This window comes from Polaribacter aestuariivivens (genome assembly GCF_005885675.1).
GTDB classification, from domain to species: Bacteria; Bacteroidota; Bacteroidia; order Flavobacteriales; family Flavobacteriaceae; genus Polaribacter; species Polaribacter aestuariivivens.
Genome location: NZ_VANR01000002.1, coordinates 427,165 through 450,445 on the forward strand (window position 1 = coordinate 427,165; position 23,281 = coordinate 450,445).

At 27.8% G+C, this 23,281-nt stretch carries 18 protein-coding genes and 1 other RNA gene; 8 read left to right on the plus strand and 11 right to left on the minus strand.

Features of this window, described 5'->3' with window-relative positions; translation table 11 throughout:
• Positions 1 to 4: 4 nt before the first annotated feature.
• On the minus strand, positions 5 to 919 hold the full coding sequence (locus FDT66_RS05180; RefSeq protein ID WP_138535088.1) for a hypothetical protein: 915 nt from the start codon (positions 917 to 919) through the stop codon (positions 5 to 7).
• A 48-nt stretch (positions 920 to 967) separates the two neighbouring features.
• Here FDT66_RS05180 and FDT66_RS05185 point away from each other — a divergent pair, with 48 nt between their 5' ends.
• Together FDT66_RS05185 and xerD are read left to right on the plus strand one after the other, a co-directional pair.
• The gene (locus FDT66_RS05185) at positions 968 to 1,336 is read left to right on the plus strand and encodes a TM2 domain-containing protein (RefSeq protein WP_171032321.1); all 369 of its coding nucleotides are present in this window, start codon (positions 968 to 970) and stop codon (positions 1,334 to 1,336) included.
• 64 nt (positions 1,337 to 1,400) lie between these two features.
• The gene (xerD, locus tag FDT66_RS05190) at positions 1,401 to 2,297 is read left to right on the plus strand and encodes a site-specific tyrosine recombinase XerD (RefSeq protein ID WP_138535089.1); all 897 of its coding nucleotides are present in this window, start codon (positions 1,401 to 1,403) and stop codon (positions 2,295 to 2,297) included.
• Positions 2,298 to 2,351: 54 nt separating this feature from the next.
• Here the strand turns inward: xerD and rny are convergent, their stop codons facing one another.
• The 4 genes from rny to FDT66_RS05210 all read right to left on the minus strand — a co-directional run bounded on the left by rny (position 2,352) and on the right by FDT66_RS05210 (position 4,741).
• Positions 2,352 to 3,917 carry a ribonuclease Y gene (gene rny, locus FDT66_RS05195; RefSeq protein WP_138535090.1) on the minus strand — a complete coding sequence of 522 codons (1,566 nt, stop codon included), beginning with the start codon at positions 3,915 to 3,917 and terminating at the stop codon, positions 2,352 to 2,354.
• A 48-nt stretch (positions 3,918 to 3,965) separates the two neighbouring features.
• Positions 3,966 to 4,092: non-coding RNA, 6S RNA (gene ssrS / locus FDT66_RS05200), on the minus strand.
• Between the two features lie 54 nt (positions 4,093 to 4,146).
• Complete coding sequence (locus tag FDT66_RS05205; RefSeq protein ID WP_138535091.1) at positions 4,147 to 4,437, minus strand: cell division protein ZapA; 291 nt, start codon at positions 4,435 to 4,437, stop codon at positions 4,147 to 4,149.
• Positions 4,438 to 4,450: 13 nt separating this feature from the next.
• Complete coding sequence (locus tag FDT66_RS05210; protein WP_138535092.1) at positions 4,451 to 4,741, minus strand: hypothetical protein; 291 nt, start codon at positions 4,739 to 4,741, stop codon at positions 4,451 to 4,453.
• 145 nt (positions 4,742 to 4,886) lie between these two features.
• Between FDT66_RS05210 and FDT66_RS05215 the strand changes: the two genes are divergently transcribed.
• Together FDT66_RS05215 and FDT66_RS05220 are read left to right on the plus strand one after the other, a co-directional pair.
• Positions 4,887 to 6,590, plus strand: a complete 1,704-nt coding sequence (locus FDT66_RS05215; RefSeq protein WP_138535093.1) for a M23 family metallopeptidase — start codon at positions 4,887 to 4,889, stop codon at positions 6,588 to 6,590.
• Positions 6,591 to 6,596: 6 nt separating this feature from the next.
• On the plus strand, positions 6,597 to 9,044 hold the full coding sequence (locus FDT66_RS05220; RefSeq protein ID WP_138535094.1) for a TonB-dependent receptor: 2,448 nt from the start codon (positions 6,597 to 6,599) through the stop codon (positions 9,042 to 9,044).
• A gap of 3 nt (positions 9,045 to 9,047) precedes the next feature.
• Here FDT66_RS05220 and FDT66_RS05225 read toward each other — a convergent pair whose 3' ends face one another.
• The 4 genes from FDT66_RS05225 to FDT66_RS05240 form a co-directional block, all read right to left on the minus strand.
• Complete coding sequence (locus tag FDT66_RS05225; RefSeq protein WP_138535095.1) at positions 9,048 to 10,610, minus strand: toxin-antitoxin system YwqK family antitoxin; 1,563 nt, start codon at positions 10,608 to 10,610, stop codon at positions 9,048 to 9,050.
• 23 nt (positions 10,611 to 10,633) lie between these two features.
• Complete coding sequence (locus FDT66_RS05230; RefSeq protein WP_138535096.1) at positions 10,634 to 10,936, minus strand: hypothetical protein; 303 nt, start codon at positions 10,934 to 10,936, stop codon at positions 10,634 to 10,636.
• Between the two features lie 61 nt (positions 10,937 to 10,997).
• Positions 10,998 to 16,439 carry a T9SS type A sorting domain-containing protein gene (locus FDT66_RS05235; protein ID WP_138535097.1) on the minus strand — a complete coding sequence of 1,814 codons (5,442 nt, stop codon included), beginning with the start codon at positions 16,437 to 16,439 and terminating at the stop codon, positions 10,998 to 11,000.
• An 80-nt stretch (positions 16,440 to 16,519) separates the two neighbouring features.
• The gene (locus FDT66_RS05240) at positions 16,520 to 16,924 is read right to left on the minus strand and encodes a response regulator transcription factor (RefSeq protein ID WP_138535098.1); all 405 of its coding nucleotides are present in this window, start codon (positions 16,922 to 16,924) and stop codon (positions 16,520 to 16,522) included.
• An 89-nt stretch (positions 16,925 to 17,013) separates the two neighbouring features.
• Here FDT66_RS05240 and FDT66_RS05245 point away from each other — a divergent pair, with 89 nt between their 5' ends.
• From FDT66_RS05245 to FDT66_RS05255, 3 genes are read left to right on the plus strand one after another with little or no spacing between them, the layout of a single operon-like run.
• Positions 17,014 to 18,822, plus strand: coding sequence for a sensor histidine kinase (locus FDT66_RS05245; RefSeq protein ID WP_138535099.1), 1,809 nt, complete (start codon positions 17,014 to 17,016; stop codon positions 18,820 to 18,822).
• A complete protein-coding gene (locus FDT66_RS05250) occupies positions 18,815 to 19,441 on the plus strand; it encodes a response regulator transcription factor (RefSeq protein WP_138535100.1) in 627 nt (208 codons plus the stop codon). Before FDT66_RS05245 ends, FDT66_RS05250 begins: the two co-directional genes overlap by 8 nt.
• Before the next feature lie 12 nt (positions 19,442 to 19,453).
• A complete protein-coding gene (locus FDT66_RS05255) occupies positions 19,454 to 21,268 on the plus strand; it encodes an ATP-binding protein (protein ID WP_138535101.1) in 1,815 nt (604 codons plus the stop codon).
• 29 nt (positions 21,269 to 21,297) lie between these two features.
• Here FDT66_RS05255 and bcp read toward each other — a convergent pair whose 3' ends face one another.
• Positions 21,298 to 21,753: a thioredoxin-dependent thiol peroxidase gene (gene bcp, locus FDT66_RS05260; protein WP_138535102.1), complete on the minus strand. Its 456-nt coding sequence runs from the start codon at positions 21,751 to 21,753 to the stop codon at positions 21,298 to 21,300.
• A gap of 137 nt (positions 21,754 to 21,890) precedes the next feature.
• On the opposite strand from bcp, the gene FDT66_RS05265 reads away from it, so the two are divergent.
• Positions 21,891 to 22,556 carry an endonuclease III domain-containing protein gene (locus FDT66_RS05265; RefSeq protein ID WP_138535103.1) on the plus strand — a complete coding sequence of 222 codons (666 nt, stop codon included), beginning with the start codon at positions 21,891 to 21,893 and terminating at the stop codon, positions 22,554 to 22,556.
• Positions 22,557 to 22,583: 27 nt separating this feature from the next.
• Here the strand turns inward: FDT66_RS05265 and FDT66_RS05270 are convergent, their stop codons facing one another.
• The gene (locus FDT66_RS05270) at positions 22,584 to 23,207 is read right to left on the minus strand and encodes an SDR family oxidoreductase (protein ID WP_138535104.1); all 624 of its coding nucleotides are present in this window, start codon (positions 23,205 to 23,207) and stop codon (positions 22,584 to 22,586) included.
• Between the last annotated feature and the right edge of the window lie 74 nt (positions 23,208 to 23,281).

Consider the following 23,281-nt stretch of genomic DNA (forward strand, 5'->3'; position numbering starts at 1 on the left):
TTGATTATTTTTTATTAGTAACTTTTAATTTTACAACATTTATACTGGCTGATTTGCCTTCTTCTAAATCTGCAATTACCTCATATTGTCGCCTAAAATCATAAAGCTTAAGTTTAGTAGTATTTGTTTTTATACTTCCTCCATCAACAGTAATAATTTTAATTAAATTTTTATCTTCTTTTAAATCTAGTACAATACTTTTCCTTTTTTTGGTAACTGAAAAGTTTTTTAAAACCTCTACATCATTCAGTAATATGGTAATTTTATCTCCATCTTCTTTTCCATAATCCCAAATTTCCATTTTCATTTTACTTGTATATACAAAAACAGAAACTTTTTCTCCAGACGCAATTTTAGTTTCACTAAATTTCTTTAAATAGTTTTCTGGTTTTAATTCTTCTTTTACAATACTATCAATCTTTTTAATTTTATCAACCTTTTCGACTTTTTTATAAAATTTTTTAACTTTTTTCTCTAAAAATTTTGTGCTTACTAATTTTACTTGCCCTGTTGCACAAGTATCTTTATCATCATAAATTCCAATAAAATCCCCATTTAAAGATTTCTTTTTGGATTTACCTTTAAAAACACCTTCAAATTTTATAAAACAAAATTCTTCTGGTAAAAATTTAGATTTGGTATATAAGATATCACTTTCTTTAAATTGAATTTTTTTTGAATCAGCATCATAATATCCTCTTATATACGATTTTGTTTCATTTTCTCCACCAAGATCTGTGTAAGAATAGCCTTCAATAAAATTATTTTTTCTTGCATTGAATTCAATTTTGTAAGAAAATAATTGTTTCGAATCTAAAACCAAAGCGCCAACTAACTCATATTCAAAGGTTTTTTTTTCTTGAGCGTTTGATATTAAAAAAAATAAAAAACTAATTAAAAATAAAATATTCTTTTTCATGTATAATTTTATATATTGTGGCAATTAACTAAAAAAAACTTAATTATCATGAAAAAATCATTATCTATTTACACACTATTATTTGCTTTTTTAGCATTTTCGTTCAACACACATGCTTCTTTTCCAGTAAAGAAGAATAAAGAAGTTGTTGAAGTTATAAAAGACAATAAAGTTGAAAAGAAAGAGGTTACCTCTTACGCAGCAGCTTACTCTGGAAAAAGTCAAACAACTGCTTTATTATTATCAATTTTCTTAGGAGGTTTAGGTGTTGATAGATTTTATTTAGGGTATACTTTATTAGGAGTACTTAAATTAATAACTTTAGGTGGTTTTGGAATTTGGTATATTATTGATCTTGTTATGATAATAACTGGAGATTTACAACCTAAAAATGGTAGTTATTCTAAAACTTTATAAAACACACATTTTTAATTTTATAAAAACCATCCTATCAGGATGGTTTTTTTTGTAGTTTAGTTTTATGAAATGGCAAAATGCAATTAATGATTATCGGCTTTTTTTAAAAATTGAAAGAGGACTTTCAAAAAACACTATTGATAGTTATACCAGAGATTTAAAAAAACTAAACTTATTTTTAGATGAAAACGAAATTATTGTTTCACCCACTAAGATTGATGGTGAAATTGTTAAACAATTTATTTACGAAGTAGCAACCAAAGTTAATCCTAGAAGTCAGTCTAGAATAATTTCAGGTTTACGAAGTTTTTTTGATTATATGGTTTTTGAAGATTATAGAGTTACCAATCCAACTGACTTATTAGAAACTCCAAAAATTGGTAGAAAATTACCAGATACACTTTCAGAAGAACAGATTGATGCATTAATTACTGCTATAGATTTAAGTCATCCGCAAGGAGAAAGAAATAGAACTATTATTGAAACTATGTATAGTTGTGGTTTGCGTGTAGGAGAATTGGTTACGCTAAAGATTTCTGATTTATTTTTTGAAGAAGGTTTTATTCGTGTCTTGGGAAAAGGAAATAAAGAAAGGTTTGTACCCATTCATGAAACGGCAAAAAAATATATTTCTATTTATAAGAATGAAATAAGAAATAAAATAAAACCAAAAAAAGGTTTTGAAGATACACTATTTCTAAACCGAAGAGGAAAAGGTTTAACAAGACAAATGGTTTTTTTGATTATAAAAGATTTGGCTGAAAAAATTGATTTGAAGAAAAAAATTAGTCCTCATACATTACGTCATTCTTTTGCAACGCACTTATTAAAAGGAGGTGCAGATTTGAGAGCTATTCAGCAAATGTTAGGTCATGAAAGTATTACAACTACTGAAATTTATGTTCATTTAGATAAAAGTTTTTTACAAGAAGTTGTCGCAAAATACCATCCTAGAAAATAAAAAAAATCCTGCAATTTGCAGGATTTTTTTTATAGATTTTACTTTTATCAAATTCTATCTAGCCACGTTTACAGCTCTTGTTTCTCTAATAACAGTAACTTTTACTTGACCAGGATATGTCATATCATTTTGAATTTTCTGAGAAATATTAAATGATAATTCAGCAGCTTTTGTGTCGTTTACTTTTGTGCTTTCTACCATAACACGCAATTCACGTCCTGCTTGAATTGCATATGCTTTTTGCACTCCTGTAAAACCAAATGCAATATCTTCTAAATCTTTTAATCGTTGTATGTAAGAATCTAAAACTTGACGTCTTGCTCCAGGTCTTGCTCCAGAAATTGCATCACAAACTTGTACTATTGGAGAGATTAAACTCTTCATTTCGATTTCATCATGGTGTGCACCAATTGCATTACAAACATCTGGTTTTTCACCATATTTTTCTGCCCATTGCATTCCTAATAAAGCATGTGGTAATTCACTTTCTGCATCTGGTACTTTTCCAATATCGTGTAATAAACCTGCACGTTTTGCAACTTTAGAATTTAAGCCCATTTCTGCTGCCATGATTCCACATAAGTTTGCAACTTCTCTTGAGTGTTGTAATAAGTTTTGACCGTAAGAAGAACGATATTTCATTCTACCAACTGCTTTTACCAATTCTGGGTGTAACCCATGAATTCCTAAGTCTATTACAGTTCTTTTACCTACTTCTATAATTTCTTGAGTAATTTGTTTTTCTGTTTTTTGAACAACTTCTTCAATTCTAGCAGGATGAATTCTACCATCAGTTACAAGTTTGTGCATGGACAAACGCGCAATTTCTCTTCTAATAGGATCAAAACAAGATAATATTATTGCTTCTGGAGTATCATCTACAATAATTTCTACACCTGTTGCTGCTTCTAAGGCTCTAATATTACGTCCTTCTCTACCAATAATTCTTCCCTTAACATCATCAGATTCTAAGTTGAAAACAGAAACACAATTTTCTACTGCTTGCTCTACTCCAACTCTTTGTATGGTTCCTAAAACTACTTTTCTAGCTTCTTGTTCTGCTGTTAATTTTGCTTCTTCAATAGAGGTTTGTACAAAAGCCATTGCTTCGGTTTTTGCCTCGTCTTTTAAAGAAGATACTAGTTCTTTTTTAGCTTCTTCAGCAGATAAACCTGAAATTTGTTGAAGCATATCTACATGCCTTTTGTGCATTTTTTCTAATTCGTCTTCTTTTTTCTCTAAAAAATCTAATTTAAAATCGTAGTCTTTTTCTTTTTGCTCTAAAGAACGATTGAGTTTTTTAGTTTTATCTACTTCAGATGCCACTTGAGACTCTCTATCTCTGATTCGTTTTTCTACATCAGAAATTTTCTTTTCTCTTGATAATATTACTTTTTCGTGTTCTGATTTTAATTCTATAAACTTTTCTTTAGCTTGTAAAATTTTATCTTTTTTAATTGATTCTGCATCAATTTTGGCTTCTTTTATAATAGCAGAAGCTTCTTTTCTTGTTGAATTTAATAATTTTTTACCCTTAGATTTTTCAATTGCTTTTGCAATGAAAAAACCTAATATTATCCCTACAATTCCCACAATAATGGGAAGTAATATTCCATCCATAATTTAAATTTAATATATAAAAAAAGCCTACGATAGTGTGGTTTTTATAAACTCCATTATGACAAGTTTAGGACTAACTAGCTGATCAAGGATCCACCTGATGCAAAATAAATTTAGCATCTATGGCTTGCTTTAGCAACTAAGACTTATCCTTCATAATAGATTAGTGTTGAGTTTATCAAACAAATTACTAACGTAGGCAGTGTGTTGTTAATGTATTTTAAAGAACTTATTTTAAATGAGTTTCCACTAACTGTGTTAACTCTTTTATTTTATTAATTGTTTCAGTATTACTTTCATCTTTATGTAATGAAGATATTTCTAATTTAGAAGCAAATTGTAATGCACACATCGCTAAAACATCTTGTTTATCGCTAACTGCATAGTTTTGTTCGTATTTAGAAATTAATGTATTTATTGCATTTGCTGCTTTACGCATACCTTCTTCTTCTTTTGTGTTATTTACACTCAAAGGATATGTTCTACCAGCAATTACGATGTTAATTCTTAACTTCTCCACTATTTAAAGAACTTTATTCTTGTAACTGAATGATACATTTATCAATTTCTCGAATTAATGCATTTATTTTGAGTTTTGTATCTCTCGTATCTTTATTACTGCCATTTATAGTTTTCGCAATTTTTAACAAATCATATTCTTTTTTTTGATGTGTTAACTCTTGTTCTTTTTTTAATAATTTTTGTTGCAATTCTGTAGTACTTTGAAGCAGTATTTCATTTTCATTTTTCAAAAATTCATAATTAGAAAGTAAGTTTTGTAACTTATGTTCCAGTAAATGAATTGCTTCTAATGTATTACTCATAAAATTATTAGAATAAAACTATACTTACAAAGTTAACAATCTGTTTTAAATTTTCCAACATTTAATTGATATTTTAATAAAATACTGATTTTCAATCATTTATTAAAACAAGATTATTTACTATTTTTACAGAAAAATTCGCCTTTTGAAGCATATTATTATACTTTTTATTTACCTTTTTACCGCTGTTTGTTTTTCTCAAAAAGAATATCCTAAAAATTATTTCAGAAATCCATTAGGTATACCAACCGTTTTTGCGGGTACTTTTGGTGAGCTTAGAAGTAATCATTTTCATTCTGGTGTAGATATCAAAACGCAAGGTAAAGAGGGTTTAAAAATTTATGCTGCTGCAGATGGTTACATTTCTAGAATTAAAGTGGCACAATTTGGCTTTGGTAAAGCACTTTACATAACACATCCTAATGGTTATACCACTGTTTACGCTCATTTGAGTAAATATGCAGATGAAATTGAAGAATATGTAAAAGCTATTCAATATAAAAAAGAAAATTACCAAACAGGAAATATTTTTTTAAAAGAAGATGAATTGCCTGTAAAAAAAGGAGATATTGTAGCTTTTTCTGGTGATACTGGTAGTTCTGGAGGACCTCATTTACACTTCGAAATTAGAGATACAGAAACTGAACATATTATTAATCCAATGTTTTTTGGAATTACTTCTAAAGACACAAAATCGCCAACAGTACAAACTGTTTTAGTGTATCCCTTAAGTGTTGATGCTCGTATAAACAAGCAATACAATCGTTATAAAATTTCTTTGAAAAACAAGGGAAATGGTACTTACATTTCTGATAGAATTTCAGCAAGCGGAACTATAGGATTTGGTGTTAATGTGTTTGATAGACTAAACAAAGCAAATAACAGAAATGGTATTTATAGTTTAGAAATGTTAGTAAACGGAAAAAGAGTTTATTACCATGACGTTGCAACTTTTTCTTTTGCAGAAAGTAAGTATATTAACTTATTAATTGATTATGAATATTATAAAAAATACAAAAGTCGAGTTCAAAAAACACATAAAGTAAAAGCAAACAGACTTTCCATTTATAAAGATTTATTAGATAATGGAAAAATAACTATTGAAAAGGGCTTAAATTACACAGTTGAAATTATAGCAAAAGATTTTGCAGGAAACTCTAGCTCCATAAAAATTCCAGTATCTGGTAAAGAAAGTAACTCTATATTTAAGAAACAAAAAGATACTACAAACTATAAAATTGTAGCTAAAAAGTTTCAAAAATTTACACAAAAAAATGTTACAGTCGCTTTTCCAAAGAACACCTTTTATGAAGATATGTATTTAGATTTTAAAGTTGAGAAAGGTATTGCAAACATTCATAACCCAACAGTTCCTTTAGATAAAAGTTTTACATTAACTTTTGACGTATCAAAATATACTGAAGAAGAAAAACAACATTTATACATTGCAAATGTTGAATATGCTAAATATCCAAGATACCAATATACTAGAAAAAAAGACAGTACTTTTTACACCACAACAAAAACTCTAGGAAAATACAAGTTACTTTCAGATACTAAAAAACCAAGCATTCGTTTGTTGTATTTTAAAGATAAACAATGGATTACCAGCCATAAAACACTAAAAGTAAAAATTACAGATGTAGGTTCTGGAATAAAAAATTATAGAGCTACCATTGATGGTGAGTGGATTTTAATGGAATACAATCACAAAAAACAAATTTTAACTTATAATTTTAATGATAAAAAATTGGATGGTAGCAAACATATCTTTAAAATTGTAGTCTCGGACAATGTTGGAAATACTTCAGAGCTTTCTGCTACGTTCTTTAAAAAACAAGTAAACTAAATTTACGTGAAAAAACTCTTTCTAATCTTTTTTTGTATTCCTATTGTTGCCTTTGCTCAAAAAACAACCATTTTAAAAGGAACAGTAAAAAACAAAGAAAAACAACCCATAGAAAATGTTTCCGTAAAATTTGGAAATACTGGAACTACTACAGATGAATCTGGTAATTATTCTATTAGAATACCTCTAAATGAAGAAATTACGATTATTTACAGACATGTTTCTTACAAACCATTCACAAAAAAAATTACGGCAAAAAGCAGAAATGGAATTCGTTTTTCACCAATTTTATCATTAAAAATAGAAAAATTAGAAACCATTGTTGTAAAAGATCGTAAAAAAGAAGCACAAGGAATTATTAAAATTGATGCGAACAAAGCTAAAAATATTGTTGGCCCAAATGCTGGTGTAGAAAATGTTTTAATGACTTTGCCTGGAGTAAACAATAATAACGAATTAAGTACACAATACAATGTTCGTGGTGGAAATTTTGATGAAAACCTGGTCTATGTAAATGGAATTGAAGTGTACAGGCCTTTTTTAATTCGTTCTGGACAGCAAGAAGGCTTGAGTTTTATCAACTCTAACATGGTACAAAACATTAATTTTTCAGCTGGTGGCTTTCAAGCTAAATATGGTGATAAACTATCTTCTGTGTTAGATATTACCTATAGAAAACCTAGAGAAAAAGCAACAACTGTTGAAGCTAGTTCATTAGGTGGAAGTGCCACTTTCGAAGGAAATTTTCTTAATAATAAATTAAATGTTTTAACAGGTGTAAGGTATAGAGACAATAGCCTTTTTGTAAATAGCAAACAAATTGAAACTAATTTTAGACCACGTTTTACAGACTTACAATCTTATATTTCTTACGATTTTTCAGAAAACTTTACTCTAAGTTATTTGAGTAATTTTTCGATGAATAATTACAATTATCAACCCATTTCTAGAAGAACTCGTTTTGGAACAGTTGCAGATCCTTTAGAGTTAATTGTGTTTTATCAAGGTAAAGAAGAAAATAATTATTTAACTCTTTTTAATGCTTTATCTGCAAAATTTGAGGCGAATGAAAACTTATCTTTTACAACAACTGTTTCTAGTTACAATACCCAAGAAGAAGAATACTATGATATATTAGCTTCATATAACTTAGGAGAAGTAGATGCTAATATTGGCTCTGAAGATTTTGGAGAAGTAGATTTTGCACAAGGAATAGGCTCACAACTAAACCATGCTCGTAACGATTTAGATGCGTTAATAAATAACATACAAATTAGAGGAAGTTATAAAAAAAACAGACAACAATTAGATTTTGGTGTAAAATATCAAAACGAAGATATTCGTGAACGTATTCGTGAATGGGAAGTTATAGATTCTTTAGGCTTTTCTGTTCGTCCGCCAAATAGTTCTGGTAATAATCAACCTTATGAACCTTTTGAAGGTCCAATCATACCTTTTCAAAACATTAGAGAAGACAATAATGTACAAATACATAGAATTTCTGGTTTCGTACAATTTAACGAACGCTTGTTTTGGAATGATAATGAAGTTTGGTACAATATTGGAGTGAGAGCACAAAATTGGACAGTTTCTGCAAACGGAAGAAACTCTAAAAATCAAACAATTATTAGTCCTAGAGCACAGTTTGCTATTAAACCTAGTTGGAAAACAGATATGTTATTTCGTTTTTCTGGAGGTTGGTACTCGCAACCACCTTCTTACAGAGAACTAAAAGATTTTTACGGAAAAATTAATGAAAATGTGAAAGCGCAAAAGTCTATTCATTTTGTAGCAGGGATGGATTATAGTTTTGATATGTGGGAAAGACCTTTTAAATTGACTACAGAGTTGTATTATAAAGATTTATCTAACGTAAATGCTTATTCTGTAGACAATGTAAGAATTAGGTACAGAGCAGACAATGTTACTACTGCTTTTGCCCATGGTTTAGATGTTCGCTTAAATGGAGAGTTTGTTCCTGGTAGCGAAAGTTGGGTAAGTTTAGGTTATTTAAAAACTGAAGAAAATATTGATAATAGAGGTAATATTTCTAGACCTTCTGATCAACGATTAAAATTTGGTATTTTGTTTCAAGATTATGTACCTAATTTACCTAATTTAAAAGCATATTTAAATTTAGTTTACAATACTGGAGTTCCTGGAGGAGCACCTGCTTACGCAGATGTATATCAATTTCAAGAACGCTTAAGAGATTATAAAAGAGCAGATTTGGGTGTTTCTTATATCTTTGTTGATGCCAACAAACGCTATCAAAAAGGGTTTTTATCAAACTTTAAAGAATTAACAGCTGGTTTAGAGCTTTTTAACATGTTTGATATTCAAAATGCGATTACAAATACTTGGGTTAGAGATGTATACTCTAAAACCCAATTTGGTATTCCTAATTTTATGACTGGTAGAGTTTTAAATTTTAAACTAGCAATGAAGTTTTAATAGTTATTTTCCAGTTAAATTCATTGTGAACTTTCCTCCGGAACTAGACATTGTGCTTTCTTTTATATTAAAAACTCTCATATTATAGTATTTACCGTTTACGCTTCTACTTTCTGTACCTTTCCAAACGCCACTTTTGCTTTCTGCAAAATAAAGCACTTTAGTGTCTAAAACGTCTTGAACGTACGATTTTTTTCCTGGTTTTAAATTATACCAAGCAGCTGTTTCCCATTCATCCTTTAAATTTTTAAACCTCACAGCTAATGATACTGTATTAGATGTTTTATTATGAAAATAGAGTTTCGTTGCATGAACCTCTTTATCTACTCTACCATTAGTATAGGTTATTTTAGCATCAATATCGCCATTTTTGTAATATTTAAACCAAGTACCAGTTTCTTTATCGTTTGAATAACTTCCTTCCTCTTCTAAATAACTACTATATGAGGTGTCTTTATAATATTTTGCTTTTCCACTTAAATAACCATTGTAATAGTTTTCAACAGATTCTAAAGAGCCATTTTTAAAAAATTCTTTCCAAACACCAGTTCTTTTACCTGAATAGCTATAAGTTCCTGATTTTTTTAATTTTCCAGTATCATAATAACTTGAAAAAGATCCAACTTTTTTATCATTTTTATAATTATATATTGATGAAACTTTTCCATTAGTATGGTAATATTTAACCTCTCCATTGTAATCTTCACCAAAGTATTCTATTTTAGATTTTATAGTTCCATCTTTATAATATTTATACTCTACACATTTTCCGCTTTTTTCACCATCAACATAGTTTCCTTCAAAAAGTAATTTGTTTTTTGCCAAATATTTAAGTGAGTATCCTGTTTTTTTTCCATTTACATATTTTGTTTTTTCCTTTATGGTACCATCTTCAAAAAACTCTAAATAATCTCCAGTTAACTCATCATCTTGATAGTTTTCAATTGATTCCGTATTTCCGTTTTTGTGATATTGCATAACTGCACCTACTTCACTTCCATCAACATAATTTGCGGAATAACTTAGCTGACCATTTTCGTAATACTCCTTCCAAGGCCCTACTCTTTTTCCTTTATCAAATTTTCCTTCTACTTCTGTGGTTTTGTCTTTATAATAAGCTTTATAAATTCCATTTTTTTTGCCATCTATTAAACCTGTAACTGCATGTATTTCTCCTGATTGATAAAAGGCTTTGTATTTATCTGGGTTTAATAATTTATCATTATCATAAAATTTTTCTAATAAATACTGTTTACTAAGTCCATCTACTTCGAGCCACTTACCTACTCTTTTTCCATTTGTGAAATTTCCTTTGAAAAAAATTTCTCCTGCTGGAAAATAAGCTTCCCAATAACCATCTTCCAAATTATTTTTATAGCTTCCTTTTCCCAAAATTTCTCCTGTAGCGTGGTATAAAACCCAAGGTCCTTCTTTTTTTTCGTTCACCATTTTCCCTTCGCCCAGTAGCTTTCCATTCTTATAATAGATTTTTTTTGTTTGCGATAGTGCTGTTAACGAAACAACTAGAAATAAAAAGAAAGTAGCTTGTTTTATTTGAGAGTACATAAAATTGAAAGTTTTATTTTGGTTTATAAAGATAAATTAATCGTTTTAACTTCACAATCCTTTACGGTTATATTATTATTCCACCTATGAACGGTTGTTGCTGTAGATGTTACTGCTGAATATTCTACTCTTGTATTTGCTGCTAAAACTAAGGTGTATGTTTTGCCTGCATCTAAGGTTTTTATTCCGTTTGTAGATGTTGTAATGGTAATGGTTAATGATGTGTTATTTTTAAATCTTAATGCTGCGTCTTCACATCCAGAATCAGATTCTCCACAGGAAGAAAGTAATAAAAATAGCATTAAAACTTTTAAAAAATTTTTCATTTGCTTATAATTTTAAAAAGCGAAATTAAAATAATTTCGCTTTTTGTGAATAGATAATTAATTATTTCTTAATTAATTTTGTATTTATGGAGCCTTTGCTTGTAATCACTTTTACAAAATAAACACCTGAAGTAATACTATTAATATTTAACTCATTATTAGTTGTTTTTAAAACTCGTTTTCCAACTAAATTATAAACTTCTACAGACCTTAATTCAAGTCCGCTAGAAAGTGAAATTTGTACGTTGGAAATTGCAGGGTTTGGATAAATTGCAATGTTTTCTCTTAAAAATGCTTCATCTACAGATAATGTTTTTGAACAAAAAGTACTGTAACTTGCTGTTGCATCTTTTTTCCATTCTGCATTTGCAGTTGCATTTGCTACATTATCAACTTGAATACATCCTAAATTAGGGTTTCCTGTTGCATCTAATTTTGCAAGTGTTGCATTTGAAGAATTGTTTACATTTAAATAGGTTAACTCATTGTTGCTAACATTTAACTCTGTAATACTTGTAAGCTTAGAAACATCTACTTCTTCAATTAAATTATTGGCAACATTTAAAACTTTTAATTTGTTGGTATTTCTATTTAAATAACGTTTTTTACCTGTTAATCTTGATGCAACTATAACTGTATTTGCACTAATTAAACTACTTATATCTGTGATTACGTTTCCTGAAATATTGATACTTGTTGCATTTGTAAAAGCTTCTAAACCTTTTACTGAGGTAATGTTTTTTCCACTCAAATCTAAATCGCCCGTAAATGCTTGTGCTTCTTCGTAAGTAATTACACCATCACCATCATCATCTAAACCAGGAATGTTGTTTAATGAAGTGCTTAATACTGTATCTTCAGTATAAACTTCCCATTCTGCATTACAGTCTGTATTATAATTTGCAGCTGCATCTTTATTTGTCCAATTTGTATTTGCAAAATTTACATCATTTACAGCAATACATTTTAAATCTGGATTTCCAGAAATATCAAAAGTTGTAATGGCTGTATTATTTCCATTTCTAAGAAAAGCGCGTTCAATCTTATTATTTTGCAATAGTAAAGTATTTAATTTAGTGTTTTGATTGATGTCTATATTTATTATATTATTATCTCTCAAAACCAATTGTTCTAAGTCTTTATTATTGGTAACATCAACACCTGTTAATTGGTTACTAAAAGCATCAAAAACTTTTAATTTTGTGTTATTTGTAATATTTATTGATGCAAAATTATTTTGTAAAATAGATAATTGTGTCAATTCGGTATTTTTAGATACATCTACAGAAGATAAATTGTTTCCTGATAGGTAAAGAATATCTAATTTTGTATTCTTAGTAACATCTATAGTGCTCAGGTTATTGTCCCAAACTTCTAACCTTGTAAGTTCTAAGTTATTGGAAATATCTATGGTTGAAAGTTGGTTTCCACCAACATTTAATACTTCTAATTTTGTGTTTTTAGAAACGTCAATACTAGTTAATTCATTATTGGAAATTACTAAACCTGTAATGTTTACAAAGGCTTCTATACCTGTTAAATCTTTTATTCCTAAACCAGTTCCTGTTAATGTTTGTGTGATTGCTTCTGCTTCTGAAACTTGTATTTCATTATCACCATTACTATTGATAAAGGTATCAGCAACTAAAGCAGCTTTCATATTTGCATCTGGAATGTGTACAATGGTTTGTCCACTACAGTCTGTATTAAAACTTGCAGCAGCATCTTTTACCCAATATGTAGTATCTTGATTTTCATCAACTTGAATACAAAGTAAATCTGGATTATTCTCTAGCTTAACAGTAATTTGATTTTCATCAGAAATTAATTTTAAATTGTTACTGATGTCTAACTGGCTCAAATTGTTTCCATTTGCATATAAGTTGGTTAATTCTGTTAACGTAGAAATATCTATTTCTGAAATATTGTTGTTTTCAAAAGACAACCAGTATAAGTCCGGATTATTACTAACATCTAAAGTAGATAAATTGTTATTGTCCATTACAAAAACTTGTAGTTTTGAATTATTGGAAATATCAATTTCATTAATTTGATTGTCAACAAATGTCAACCACTCCAATTCTGTATTTGCAGTAATATCTAAAGAGGTTATTTGGTTATTAAAACCTGCATAAATTCGTTTTAGCTTGGTGTTTTGCGATAAATCTATACTTGGAATGCCTAATCCATAAAAAGTAATAAACTCTAAATTTACATTGTTTGTAAGATCAATAGAAGTTAATGGATTGTTAGAAAATCTAAAATCTGTTAAGGCAATATTGTTTGAAACATCTATACTTGTAATTTGATTATTTGGATTTTGTAAATGGTTATTATCAATTCTTAAAACCTCTAAAGCTAAGTTGTTGGTAACATTTAAACCTGTTAATAAATTATCGTAAGCATGCAATAAAATTAAATTTGAATTTTGACTTAAATCAACCGTAGTTAATTTATTTCCGTGAATAAATAAGTCTTTTAAATTCACCAAAGTGGAAACATTTATAGAAGTCAACTGATTTCTCATAACACCAAGTCTTTCTAACAATATGTTATTAGATACATCTACAGCTGTAAGCTGGTTATCGTTTACAAATAAAGACGTTAATTTTGTATTTGCTGAAACATCTATAGTTGTTAAAAGGTTTTGACCCAAACTAACGTTTTCTAAATTTACGTTTGATGATAAATCTACAGTTGAAATTTCATTATCACGAACATCTAAATATTTTAAATTAGCCATTGCTTCTATTCCAGAAATGCTTTTTATTTTAGATGCTACATTTGGTATTAAATCATTTGTTACTGGATTTCCAATTTTTAAACTATCTATAGCTTGTGCTTCAGTAATTAAAATATTTCCATTTAAACCATTTGTATCCCAACCTAAATCTATCAAAGCTTGTTCAAAACTTGCATCTGAAATTGTAGTTACATCTGAAGACAAGTTACAATTTGCTTGAAAATTTAAACCAGTATCTATGTTAAAATTACTGGTATCAAAATTTGGATCATCAACAGTAATACAATTTAAATTTGGATTATTAATAAGGTTTAATTCTGTGAAATTTGCATTGTTTCCATTTCTTAAATTCAGTGATGTTAAGTCTGCATTATCTGCAATGTCTAAAATTGTAAGTTTAGAGTTTTGTGAAGCATCTATTTCTACAACGTTTGTTGAATAAACTCGTAATTCTGTTAATTCTGGTTTATCAGAAACATCAATTGCTGTGATTGGATTTATACCTATCGCCAAAACTTTTAAAGCGTCATTTGCAGAAATATCCAAGTTGGTTAAATTATTTGAATTTACGTTTAACAAGGTTAAATCTGTATTTTGAGAAACATCTATTGTTGATAAATTTAAACCAGCAACAATTATTTCTAATAATTTTGTGTTGTTTGTAACATCTATTGTAGATATGGTATTGGTTTCTGATTGACCACTTAAATCTGCATTACTACCACCTAACCATAAATATTGTAATTCAGTATTGTTTGTAACATCTATTGCAGTAATTTGGTTGTTGTAAGATCGTAAAAAAGTTAAATTTTGATTTTGTGAAACATCAAGACCTGTAATTTGATTTCCGTCAACTAAAAGTTGTGTTAATGAAGTATTATTAGACAAATCTAAATTACCAGCAATTTGGTTATTTGATGCCCATAAAACAGACAGATTTGGGTTTTGTGAAACATCTAAGCTCGTCATTTCTTGATTAGGGATTCTTAAAGTTTCTAAACTTGGTAAGCCTGTTAAATCTAATGCAGAAATCTTATTGTAAGCTAATTGAATAAAAGTTAAATCTGGTGAGTTACCAAATGTAACCGTTTCTAAGTTTGTTAATGTTGTTAAATAAACACTTTTTAATTTTAAATTGTTAGATAAATCTACCGTTGTTAATCCACTACTACCTCCAAAAATAGAAATTAACTCTAAATCAGAATTTGCAGAAACGTCAATAGTTGATAAATCATTGCCATCTAAATTTAAATATGTAAGTTTCTGATTTTGAGTAACATCAATTGATGTTAAACTGTTATTATTTGCTCTTAAATATAATAAGTTAGACATTTTTTGAATACCTACTAAAGATGAAATTCCTTTTCCATCAATATTCAAACTATCAACAACGTTTGCTTCAGATTCTAAAATATATCCGTTTAAACCATTATTATCAAAACCTAGAGCAATCAATTGCTGCTCAAAATTTGAATCTGGTATTGCTACAGGATTATCTGCTGTTACTGGTGAAGCATATCCACAATCGGCATTAAAAACGCTGGCATTGGTTACGTTTGTAAAATTTGTTGTTGCAAATGAAACATCATCTACCTGAACACAATTTAAACTTGGGTTATTTAACAAACTAATTTCAGCAATAAATTGATTGAAATTATTATTCAAATTTATTTTGGTAATGTCTGGTAAATCGTTCGCTAAAAACTTTGTAATTGGATTTTTTCCTAAATCTAATTCAGTTAAAGGATTTTCAGAAACCTCTAACATTGCAAGTTTTTCGTTATTGGAAAGATCTAGTGAAGTAATTGAATTTGCTCTTATATATAGCTCTTTCAGTTTTACATTATTAGTAATATCTAACGTAGCAATTTGATTATTTACTGCATATAACTGATCTAAATTTACGTTAGCACTTACATCTAAAGCCGTAAAATTACTGTCGCTAACACCTAATTTTTCTAAGAAAATAAGATTACTTACATCTATACTTCCTAAATTATTTTCACGAAGATATAATTCTTTTATTTTAGTTAATCCTGTAATATTTAATGAAGTAAAATCTACTTTTTGTTGATTTAAATTTAAACTTTCTAAATCTGGCATTTTAGAGGCATCAAATGAAGCCATTTGGTTACCACTTAAATCTATATTTTTTAATGAAGCGTTTCCTGTAAACGAAGAAATCTCATTACTATAAGCTGTAACCGTTTCTAACAACGTATTATTACTTACATCTAAACTATTTAATTTGTTTAATGCTAAAAGAAAGTATCTCAGTTTGGTATTTTGACTTAAATCTATACTCTGAATTGCTGTTAAACCAATTTGAAAGTTATCTAAATTTGTACAACCTGTAATATCTACAGTCGCTAAACTACTATTAAAGTTTAAGTTCATACTTTCTATTGCAGGATTATCTGCCATTGTAATAGAAATTAATCCTGTACTATTTGCACCTACATAATTTAAAAACTGAAGTCCTGTTAAATCTAAATCAGTTAATGGATTTCCAGAAAATGTAAGTCTTTCTAATTTTTTGAAAGATTTTATACCTTCTAAACTAGCAATATTCTTATTGCTTAAAGACAGTTTTGTAATCGTATCTGCTTCAACTTCTAAAATATTTCCATTCAACCCATTTGAATCTAAACCCATATCTATTAAGGCTTGTTCAAAATTAGTATCTGGAATTGAAATTGTTTGTGAATTTGCGCAAATAGAAAATGTGAGCAAAAAAAGTAAAAGTAGTTTTGTTTTCATAATAATAGTGTTTTAAAAAATCAAATTTGAGAATATATTGTATGTAATTCAATACCTATAATTAGGTATTTTAATGTTTATTAAAATTCAATAAGTTCAAATGCTTTTGCATATTTGTACCAATCAAAAATAGATTCTAACTGAAGTTTTTGTTTTATTTTTTTTCTGTGAGTAGAAATTGTAGTGGTTTCTACATACAGTTCTTCAGCAATTTCAGCTGTTTTGTAACCATTCACCACCAAAATAAAAACTTCTTTTTCTCTTTCCGTTAAAGAGTTAAATTCTTTTTGATGCTTTTGTACAAAGTTTTTATTTTTCTGTAAAGTTTTTGAAAAAACAGTAAATTTTGGAATATCTTCTAAAGAAATGTCAAAAAAGAAAAGAAAATCTTTAACAATTTGTATTGGTAATCTTTTTTTTGTGTCAACCTTTAAAGTTGCACGTTCTTCAAAATCCAACTTACTAAATAATTTAACAACCCCCATTTATTAAATATTTATATTTATATATTCCTCAAAAATAATTTTATCTATCTAAAAAAAACCATACTTTAGTGCGGTCTTTTAGCCCCAAAATGAGAACCCTAATTCTGTTTTTACTGCCTTTTACGTTATTTTCTCAAAAAGCTGACCCCACCATTTACGAAAAAATAAGTTCTCTTCAACTCGAAGAAAACAATAACTACAATATTGTTGAAATTGTAGAAAAATATGAAGAAGGTGCATTTAAAAAAGAGGCTAAACCTCAGATTTACAAAAAATTAGGAACAAATACTCTTTGGATTCACTTTTCTGTAAATTCTTCAAAAAAAAATCGTTTTAAATATTTTACAAACTCCAATTCTTACCTTGCTTACGGAAAAATATATTTAAAAAGAGGTGATGAAATAGATTCTCTACAACAAGTATCTAACAATGAGAATTTTCCGCATAAATATGTTTTTTATAGAGATCCTGTTTGGAAAATTCCTACAGATTCCGTTTTAAAAACAGACGTGTTTTTAAAAATTATAAATAAAAATGGAAGAACACGTTTATTGTTTCATTTAGAAAACGAGAACGAGTTTTTAAAACGTGTAGAAACCGAATATACTTTTTTTGGCTTGTATTTGGCTTTTTTAATTTCAATGACGCTGGTGTTAACTTTTTTTGCAGTATTAAAAAAAGAATATGTTGTACTTTTTTATGCATTTTATATTGTTACTGCTATTATAGAGTTTTTAGCAGGAAAAGGTTTGGGGGTTCAATACTTTTGGTCAGATAGTTCTTTTTTAATCAATAATTTCAGAAGTTTGAGTCAAACTCTTGGAACCATGTTGTTAGGTTTCTTTTACTTGAAATTTTACAAATTTGGTAAAAATGAAAAAATATCGAAAGCTGTTTTTAGATGGGGAATCATTTTAACAATTCCGTTGTTATGTATTTATTTTTATAAATTTCTTTATGGTGGTTTAGAAAGCTATTTTTTAACTGTTTGGATTATTTTACAGCTAATTGTTTTCACTTGGATTATCAACCATTTTTATTTAACCTACAAAAAACAACTACCATTCTATTTGGTAATTGCTTTTGTTATGCCAATTGTAGCTGTAATTTTCGGACAAATGTACAATCCAGATGTCACAAGTGGTTTAGGTGTTTTTTTTAGTGGACCAAACACCTATTACTTAGCACTTGCCATAGAAATACTTTTATTTACACGATTTATTTTCGATTCTGTAATTAATACTCAAAAGCAATACTTTAAACTTAAGAAAGTAAGTGATGAGTTGAAATACAATTTTCAGAACAAGGCTTTAGAAATTCAGCATCAAGAACAAAATAAATTGGTAAGCAATGTGCATGATACTTTTGGAGGTTATTTAGAGGCTTTAAAACTTAGGTTACTTCAAAAAACAGAAAATACACCAGAAAAAATACAAGAAATATTAGATGCTTTTTATAAAGATTACAGGTATTTATTAAACAGCTTGTATGCTCCAAAAATTAATTCAGAAAATTTTGTAGAAAGTTTGGTTGAATTTTGTAAAAAATTAAATTCACTCACAGAACAAGATATCAAATATGATTTTAAAATTTCTAATATTGATTTGCATCAAGAAAAATGTGTGCATTTATATCGTATCATTTCAGAATTGACTACAAATGCCATTAAATATTCAAAATCTTCAGAAATTTCGATTTTATTGCATCAAAAAAACAATAAAATTCTTATTTTAGAGGTTATTGACAACGGAATTGGCTTGAATCAAAATACAAAAACCAAAAAAGGATTTGGTTTAAAAAATGTAAAAGAACGCGTAGAACAAATGAAAGGTATTTTGAAAATTGATACCGAAAACAATGGAACAAAATTTAAAATTGAAGTCCCTATAAATGAATAAACCCCCTATTAAAACGATTATTGCAGACGATAATCGTTTCTTTTGTGATGCTTTAAAAGACAGTTTAAATATTCATGAAGAAATTAATGTAGCTCATACATTTACCACTTTAAATGAGTTGATAGAATTCACCAACAATAATATTTTAGATGTATTAATTTTAGATATTAACTTTAATGGCGAAAGCTCTTTAAATTTTATTCCGGAAATAAAAAGTAACAACAAAAATTTTAAAATTATTGCTTTAACTACTATGAACAATAATTTTATTAAAGACAAAGCAATGAAAAGCGGTGTCGATTTTTTTGTTGGAAAAGATGGAGATTTAGCAAATTTTAAAGAAATCATTTTAAATTGTTTTTACAGTGATCAAAAAAAGTTTGAAAAGAAAAACTCAAAAATTAAAATTGGAAACCACGTTTTTACGAAAAGAAAGTTGGAAGTTTTGCAAGCGTTATATATTCATTCAGATAAAAAAGAAAAAGAACTTTCAACAATATTAAATATTACAGAAAGTTCTTTAAAGTCTCATAAAAGAGATTTATTCGAAATTACAAACACCAGCAGTACACCTGAGTTGATAAAATTTGGAATTCAACATGGTTTAATTGTTGCTTAAATTTTATTTAACATGAAAAACTTAGTGAAACTATCACTTCTATTTATTTTAATAGCCTGTTTTTCTTGTAACACACCAACATTAAATACTCCATCAAATTTTTACAAATCTTTACATTTTTTAAATCAGAAAAATGATAGTCTTTCAATTAAAAACGTCATAGACTTATATGACAAAAATCAATTTAACATCCCTTTTGAAAACAAAGTTTTTTACGATTTAAAAAACAAAGAAACTTCTTGGATTCATTTTAAAATAAAACCTCAAAAAGAAGATTTTTACTTTTTAATTTGGAATCCGTTTTTAGAATATGGTAAAATTTACACAAGAAGTGACACTTTAAAAGAGCTACAAACCTTTAGTTTACTTGACAAAAACTTATTAAACTGGAAATACAGAATACCTACTTGGAAAATAGCTAAAAGCAATTTTGAAACTGATGTTTTTTTAAAAATAAAAGACAATAGAGAAAAAACAACTTTAAAATTTTTATTACTTTCAGAATACAATTATCACTTATTTTCTCAAATAGATTATGCAGTTATTGCATTGCAAATTGGCGTTCTTTTAGTGCTCATTGTTATTGCTATTTTTTTATTTTCAGGAAAACGTAAAAAAGCTATTTTTTGGTATGCTTTATATGTAGCATTCTGTATTATAGAATTTATACTTTACAAAGGGTTAGATTTACAATATAATTTTGCTTATTCACCTGTATTTCAAACAAGTAAAAGAATACTTTTTCAAGCATTAAGTATTACTTCTATGATGTTTTTCTTTATCAATTTTTATCCTTTTGTAAAGAGAACTCAGTTCATTAAAAAAATATATTTAATTATTGCTTATTTAGGGTTAGCTATAAGTTGTATTTTCATTTTTGAATATACTCAAAACAAAATTTATATAAATAAGGTTTACCTATACTCTATTTTAAGAATTTGTGCACTGTTTATATTAGGCTCTCACTTGTACTTAATTATCAAAAAAGTATTACCTATTTATTTAGGTGTTGCCTTTTTATTACCAATAAGTGGTTTTTTTATTTTTTATGTTTTTGGAGAACCAAAACAAACAATTTCTTTAACAGGTAGTTTTTTAGTTGATAATATTTACCCTGTGATGATTACAATAGAAATGAGTTTTATACTGTACTATATTATTCGACAATTTGTGAAATCAGAATTTTTAGCAATAAAATTATCGAACGAAAATTTAGAATTACGTAATAGCTTTCAAGACAACATACTTAAAATTGAACATGAAGAAAAAAACAAACTAGTTAGTGATGTTCATGATACTTTTGGCGGTTATATAGAAGCTTTAAAGCTACGTTTATTGCAAAACAACAAAAACACTCCAGAAAAAATTCAACAAATATTAGATGCTTTTAATAGAGATTATCGTTATTTATTAAACAGTTTATACGCTCCAAAAATAAACTCAAACAATTTTATAGAAAATTTAGTTGAATTCTGTTCAAAGATTGATGGTTTAACTGAACAGAAAATTACACATAATTTTCGTTTAGATAATAGTTCATTAAGTCAGCAAGATTGTTTGCATTTGTATCGTATAATTTCTGAATTAACAACAAATGCCATCAAACACTCAAAAGCAAATAAAATTAAAATATCTATCTATCAAAATAAAAATGATATTGTGTTAGAGCTAAAAGATGATGGTGTTGGTTTTACTGAAAACAACAAAAAAGGTTTTGGATTAAATAATGTAAAAACCAGAATAGCTCAAATGAGTGGAAACTTAGCTATAGATTCAAATTCAAATGGAACTTCTATCCATATAATAATTCCAACAAAAAGAGCATAATCTGGTTTTCAATATCTTTTTAAAGCGAATTATTCACCTAAAATTTGAGCAGCATGTGCTTTGGTTTTTACTTTTGAAATAACATCTTCAATTACTCCTTTTTCGTCAATAATAAAAGTAGTTCTATGAATTCCATCATACTCTTTACCCATAAACTTTTTTGGTCCCCAAACACCAAAAGCTTCAATTACAACTTTATCCTCATCAGCTAAAAGTGGAAAAGGAAGTTCGTTTTTATTTATAAAATTTTGTTGTCTTTTTGCTGAATCTGCACTTACTCCTAAAACGTCATAACCCTTTGCTAAAAAAGTTTGATAATTATCGCGTAAATCACAAGCTTCATTGGTACAACCTGGTGTACTCGCCTTTGGATAAAAAAATAAAACTAATTTTTTACCAAGATAATCTGATAGCTTTATCGTATTTCCTGAGTTATCTTTCGCTTCAAATTGTGGTGCCTTATCTCCTATTTTTAGTGTTGTCATAATATTTTTTAATTAGTAAATTCAAAAATACAAAGTTTAAAAGGAGTTCATTTAAAAGTAATCTTAAATTTTACTGAAATTTATTTTTGATACTGTAAATTTGAACTTCAAATATTAAATCTTGAATTCTTAGAAGAATGAACAAACAAGAAAAAGTACAATTCGTAATAGACAAATTACAAGAATTATATCCAGAAATTCCAATTCCTTTAGATCATAAAGATGCTTATACTTTATTAATAGCTGTTTTATTATCTGCACAATGTACAGATGTTCGCGTAAATCAAATTACACCTTTACTATTTGAGAAAGCAGATAATCCGTTTGATATGGTAAAAATGTCTGTTGAAGAAATTAAAGAAATTATACGTCCTTGTGGTTTATCACCAATGAAAAGTAAAGGTATTTATGGCTTGTCTAAAATAATAATTGAAAAATATAATGGCGAAGTTCCACAGTCTTTTGATGGTTTAGAAGAATTACCTGCTGTTGGTCATAAAACAGCTAGTGTTGTAATGAGTCAAGCTTTTGGTGTACCAGCTTTTCCTGTTGATACACATATACAACGTTTAATGTTTCGTTGGAATTTGTCTAACGGAAAAAGTGTTGCTCAAACAGAAAAAGATGCAAAACGTTTATTTCCTAAAGAATTATGGAACGATTTACATTTGCAAATTATTTGGTATGGTCGTGAATATTCTCCTGCAAGAGGCTGGGATTTAGAAAAAGATATTATTACAAAAACAATTGGTAGAAAATCCGTTTTAGATGCTTATTATAAAACAAAAAAACACCTTAAATAAGGTGTTTTTTTTTAATTTGTTTAAACATTAGTTAGGAATTGCTTTTCCAATTAAAGTTTCTCCTTCTAAAATTTCAAAAGTATCGTTTACAAAAGCAGGATCATGTAAAACATGAACCAACGTTTGTGCAACATCTGTTCTAGAAATTTCTCCAGATGTATTTAATTTTTTATCTAATTTTATTTTTCCTGTTCCTTTTTCGTCTGTCAAAGCTCCAGGTCTTACTATGGAATATGGAATATTGCTTTTTCTCAAATAAACATCTGCATTTTGTTTTGCCCCTAAATATTCTTTTAAATCTTTTGTTTTTTCTGGATGATCTGCTCCCATTGAACTTAGCATAACAAATTTTTTAATATTGTCTTTTTTTGCAGCATCTATTAATTTTTTTGCTCCTTCTTGGTCTACTTCTTTTACCTTTTTACCTCCAGAACCTGCAGCAAATATAATTTTATCAATACCTTTTGTTGTGTGAGATACTTCTTTTTCTAAGTCTGCTAAAACTGTTTTTATTCCTTTATCTTCAAATTGTTTTTTTTGTGTTTCTTTTCTAACCATAGCAATTGGATTAAAGTATTGAGATGATTCTAAAAGATTCACTATTTTTTTTCCTGTGGTACCATTTGCACCTGCTACTAATATATTTTCCATGATTGCAAGTTCGCTATTATATTAAATTTTAATTAACTTAAATAAAATTTAAATGAACGGAATCACTTTTTTTG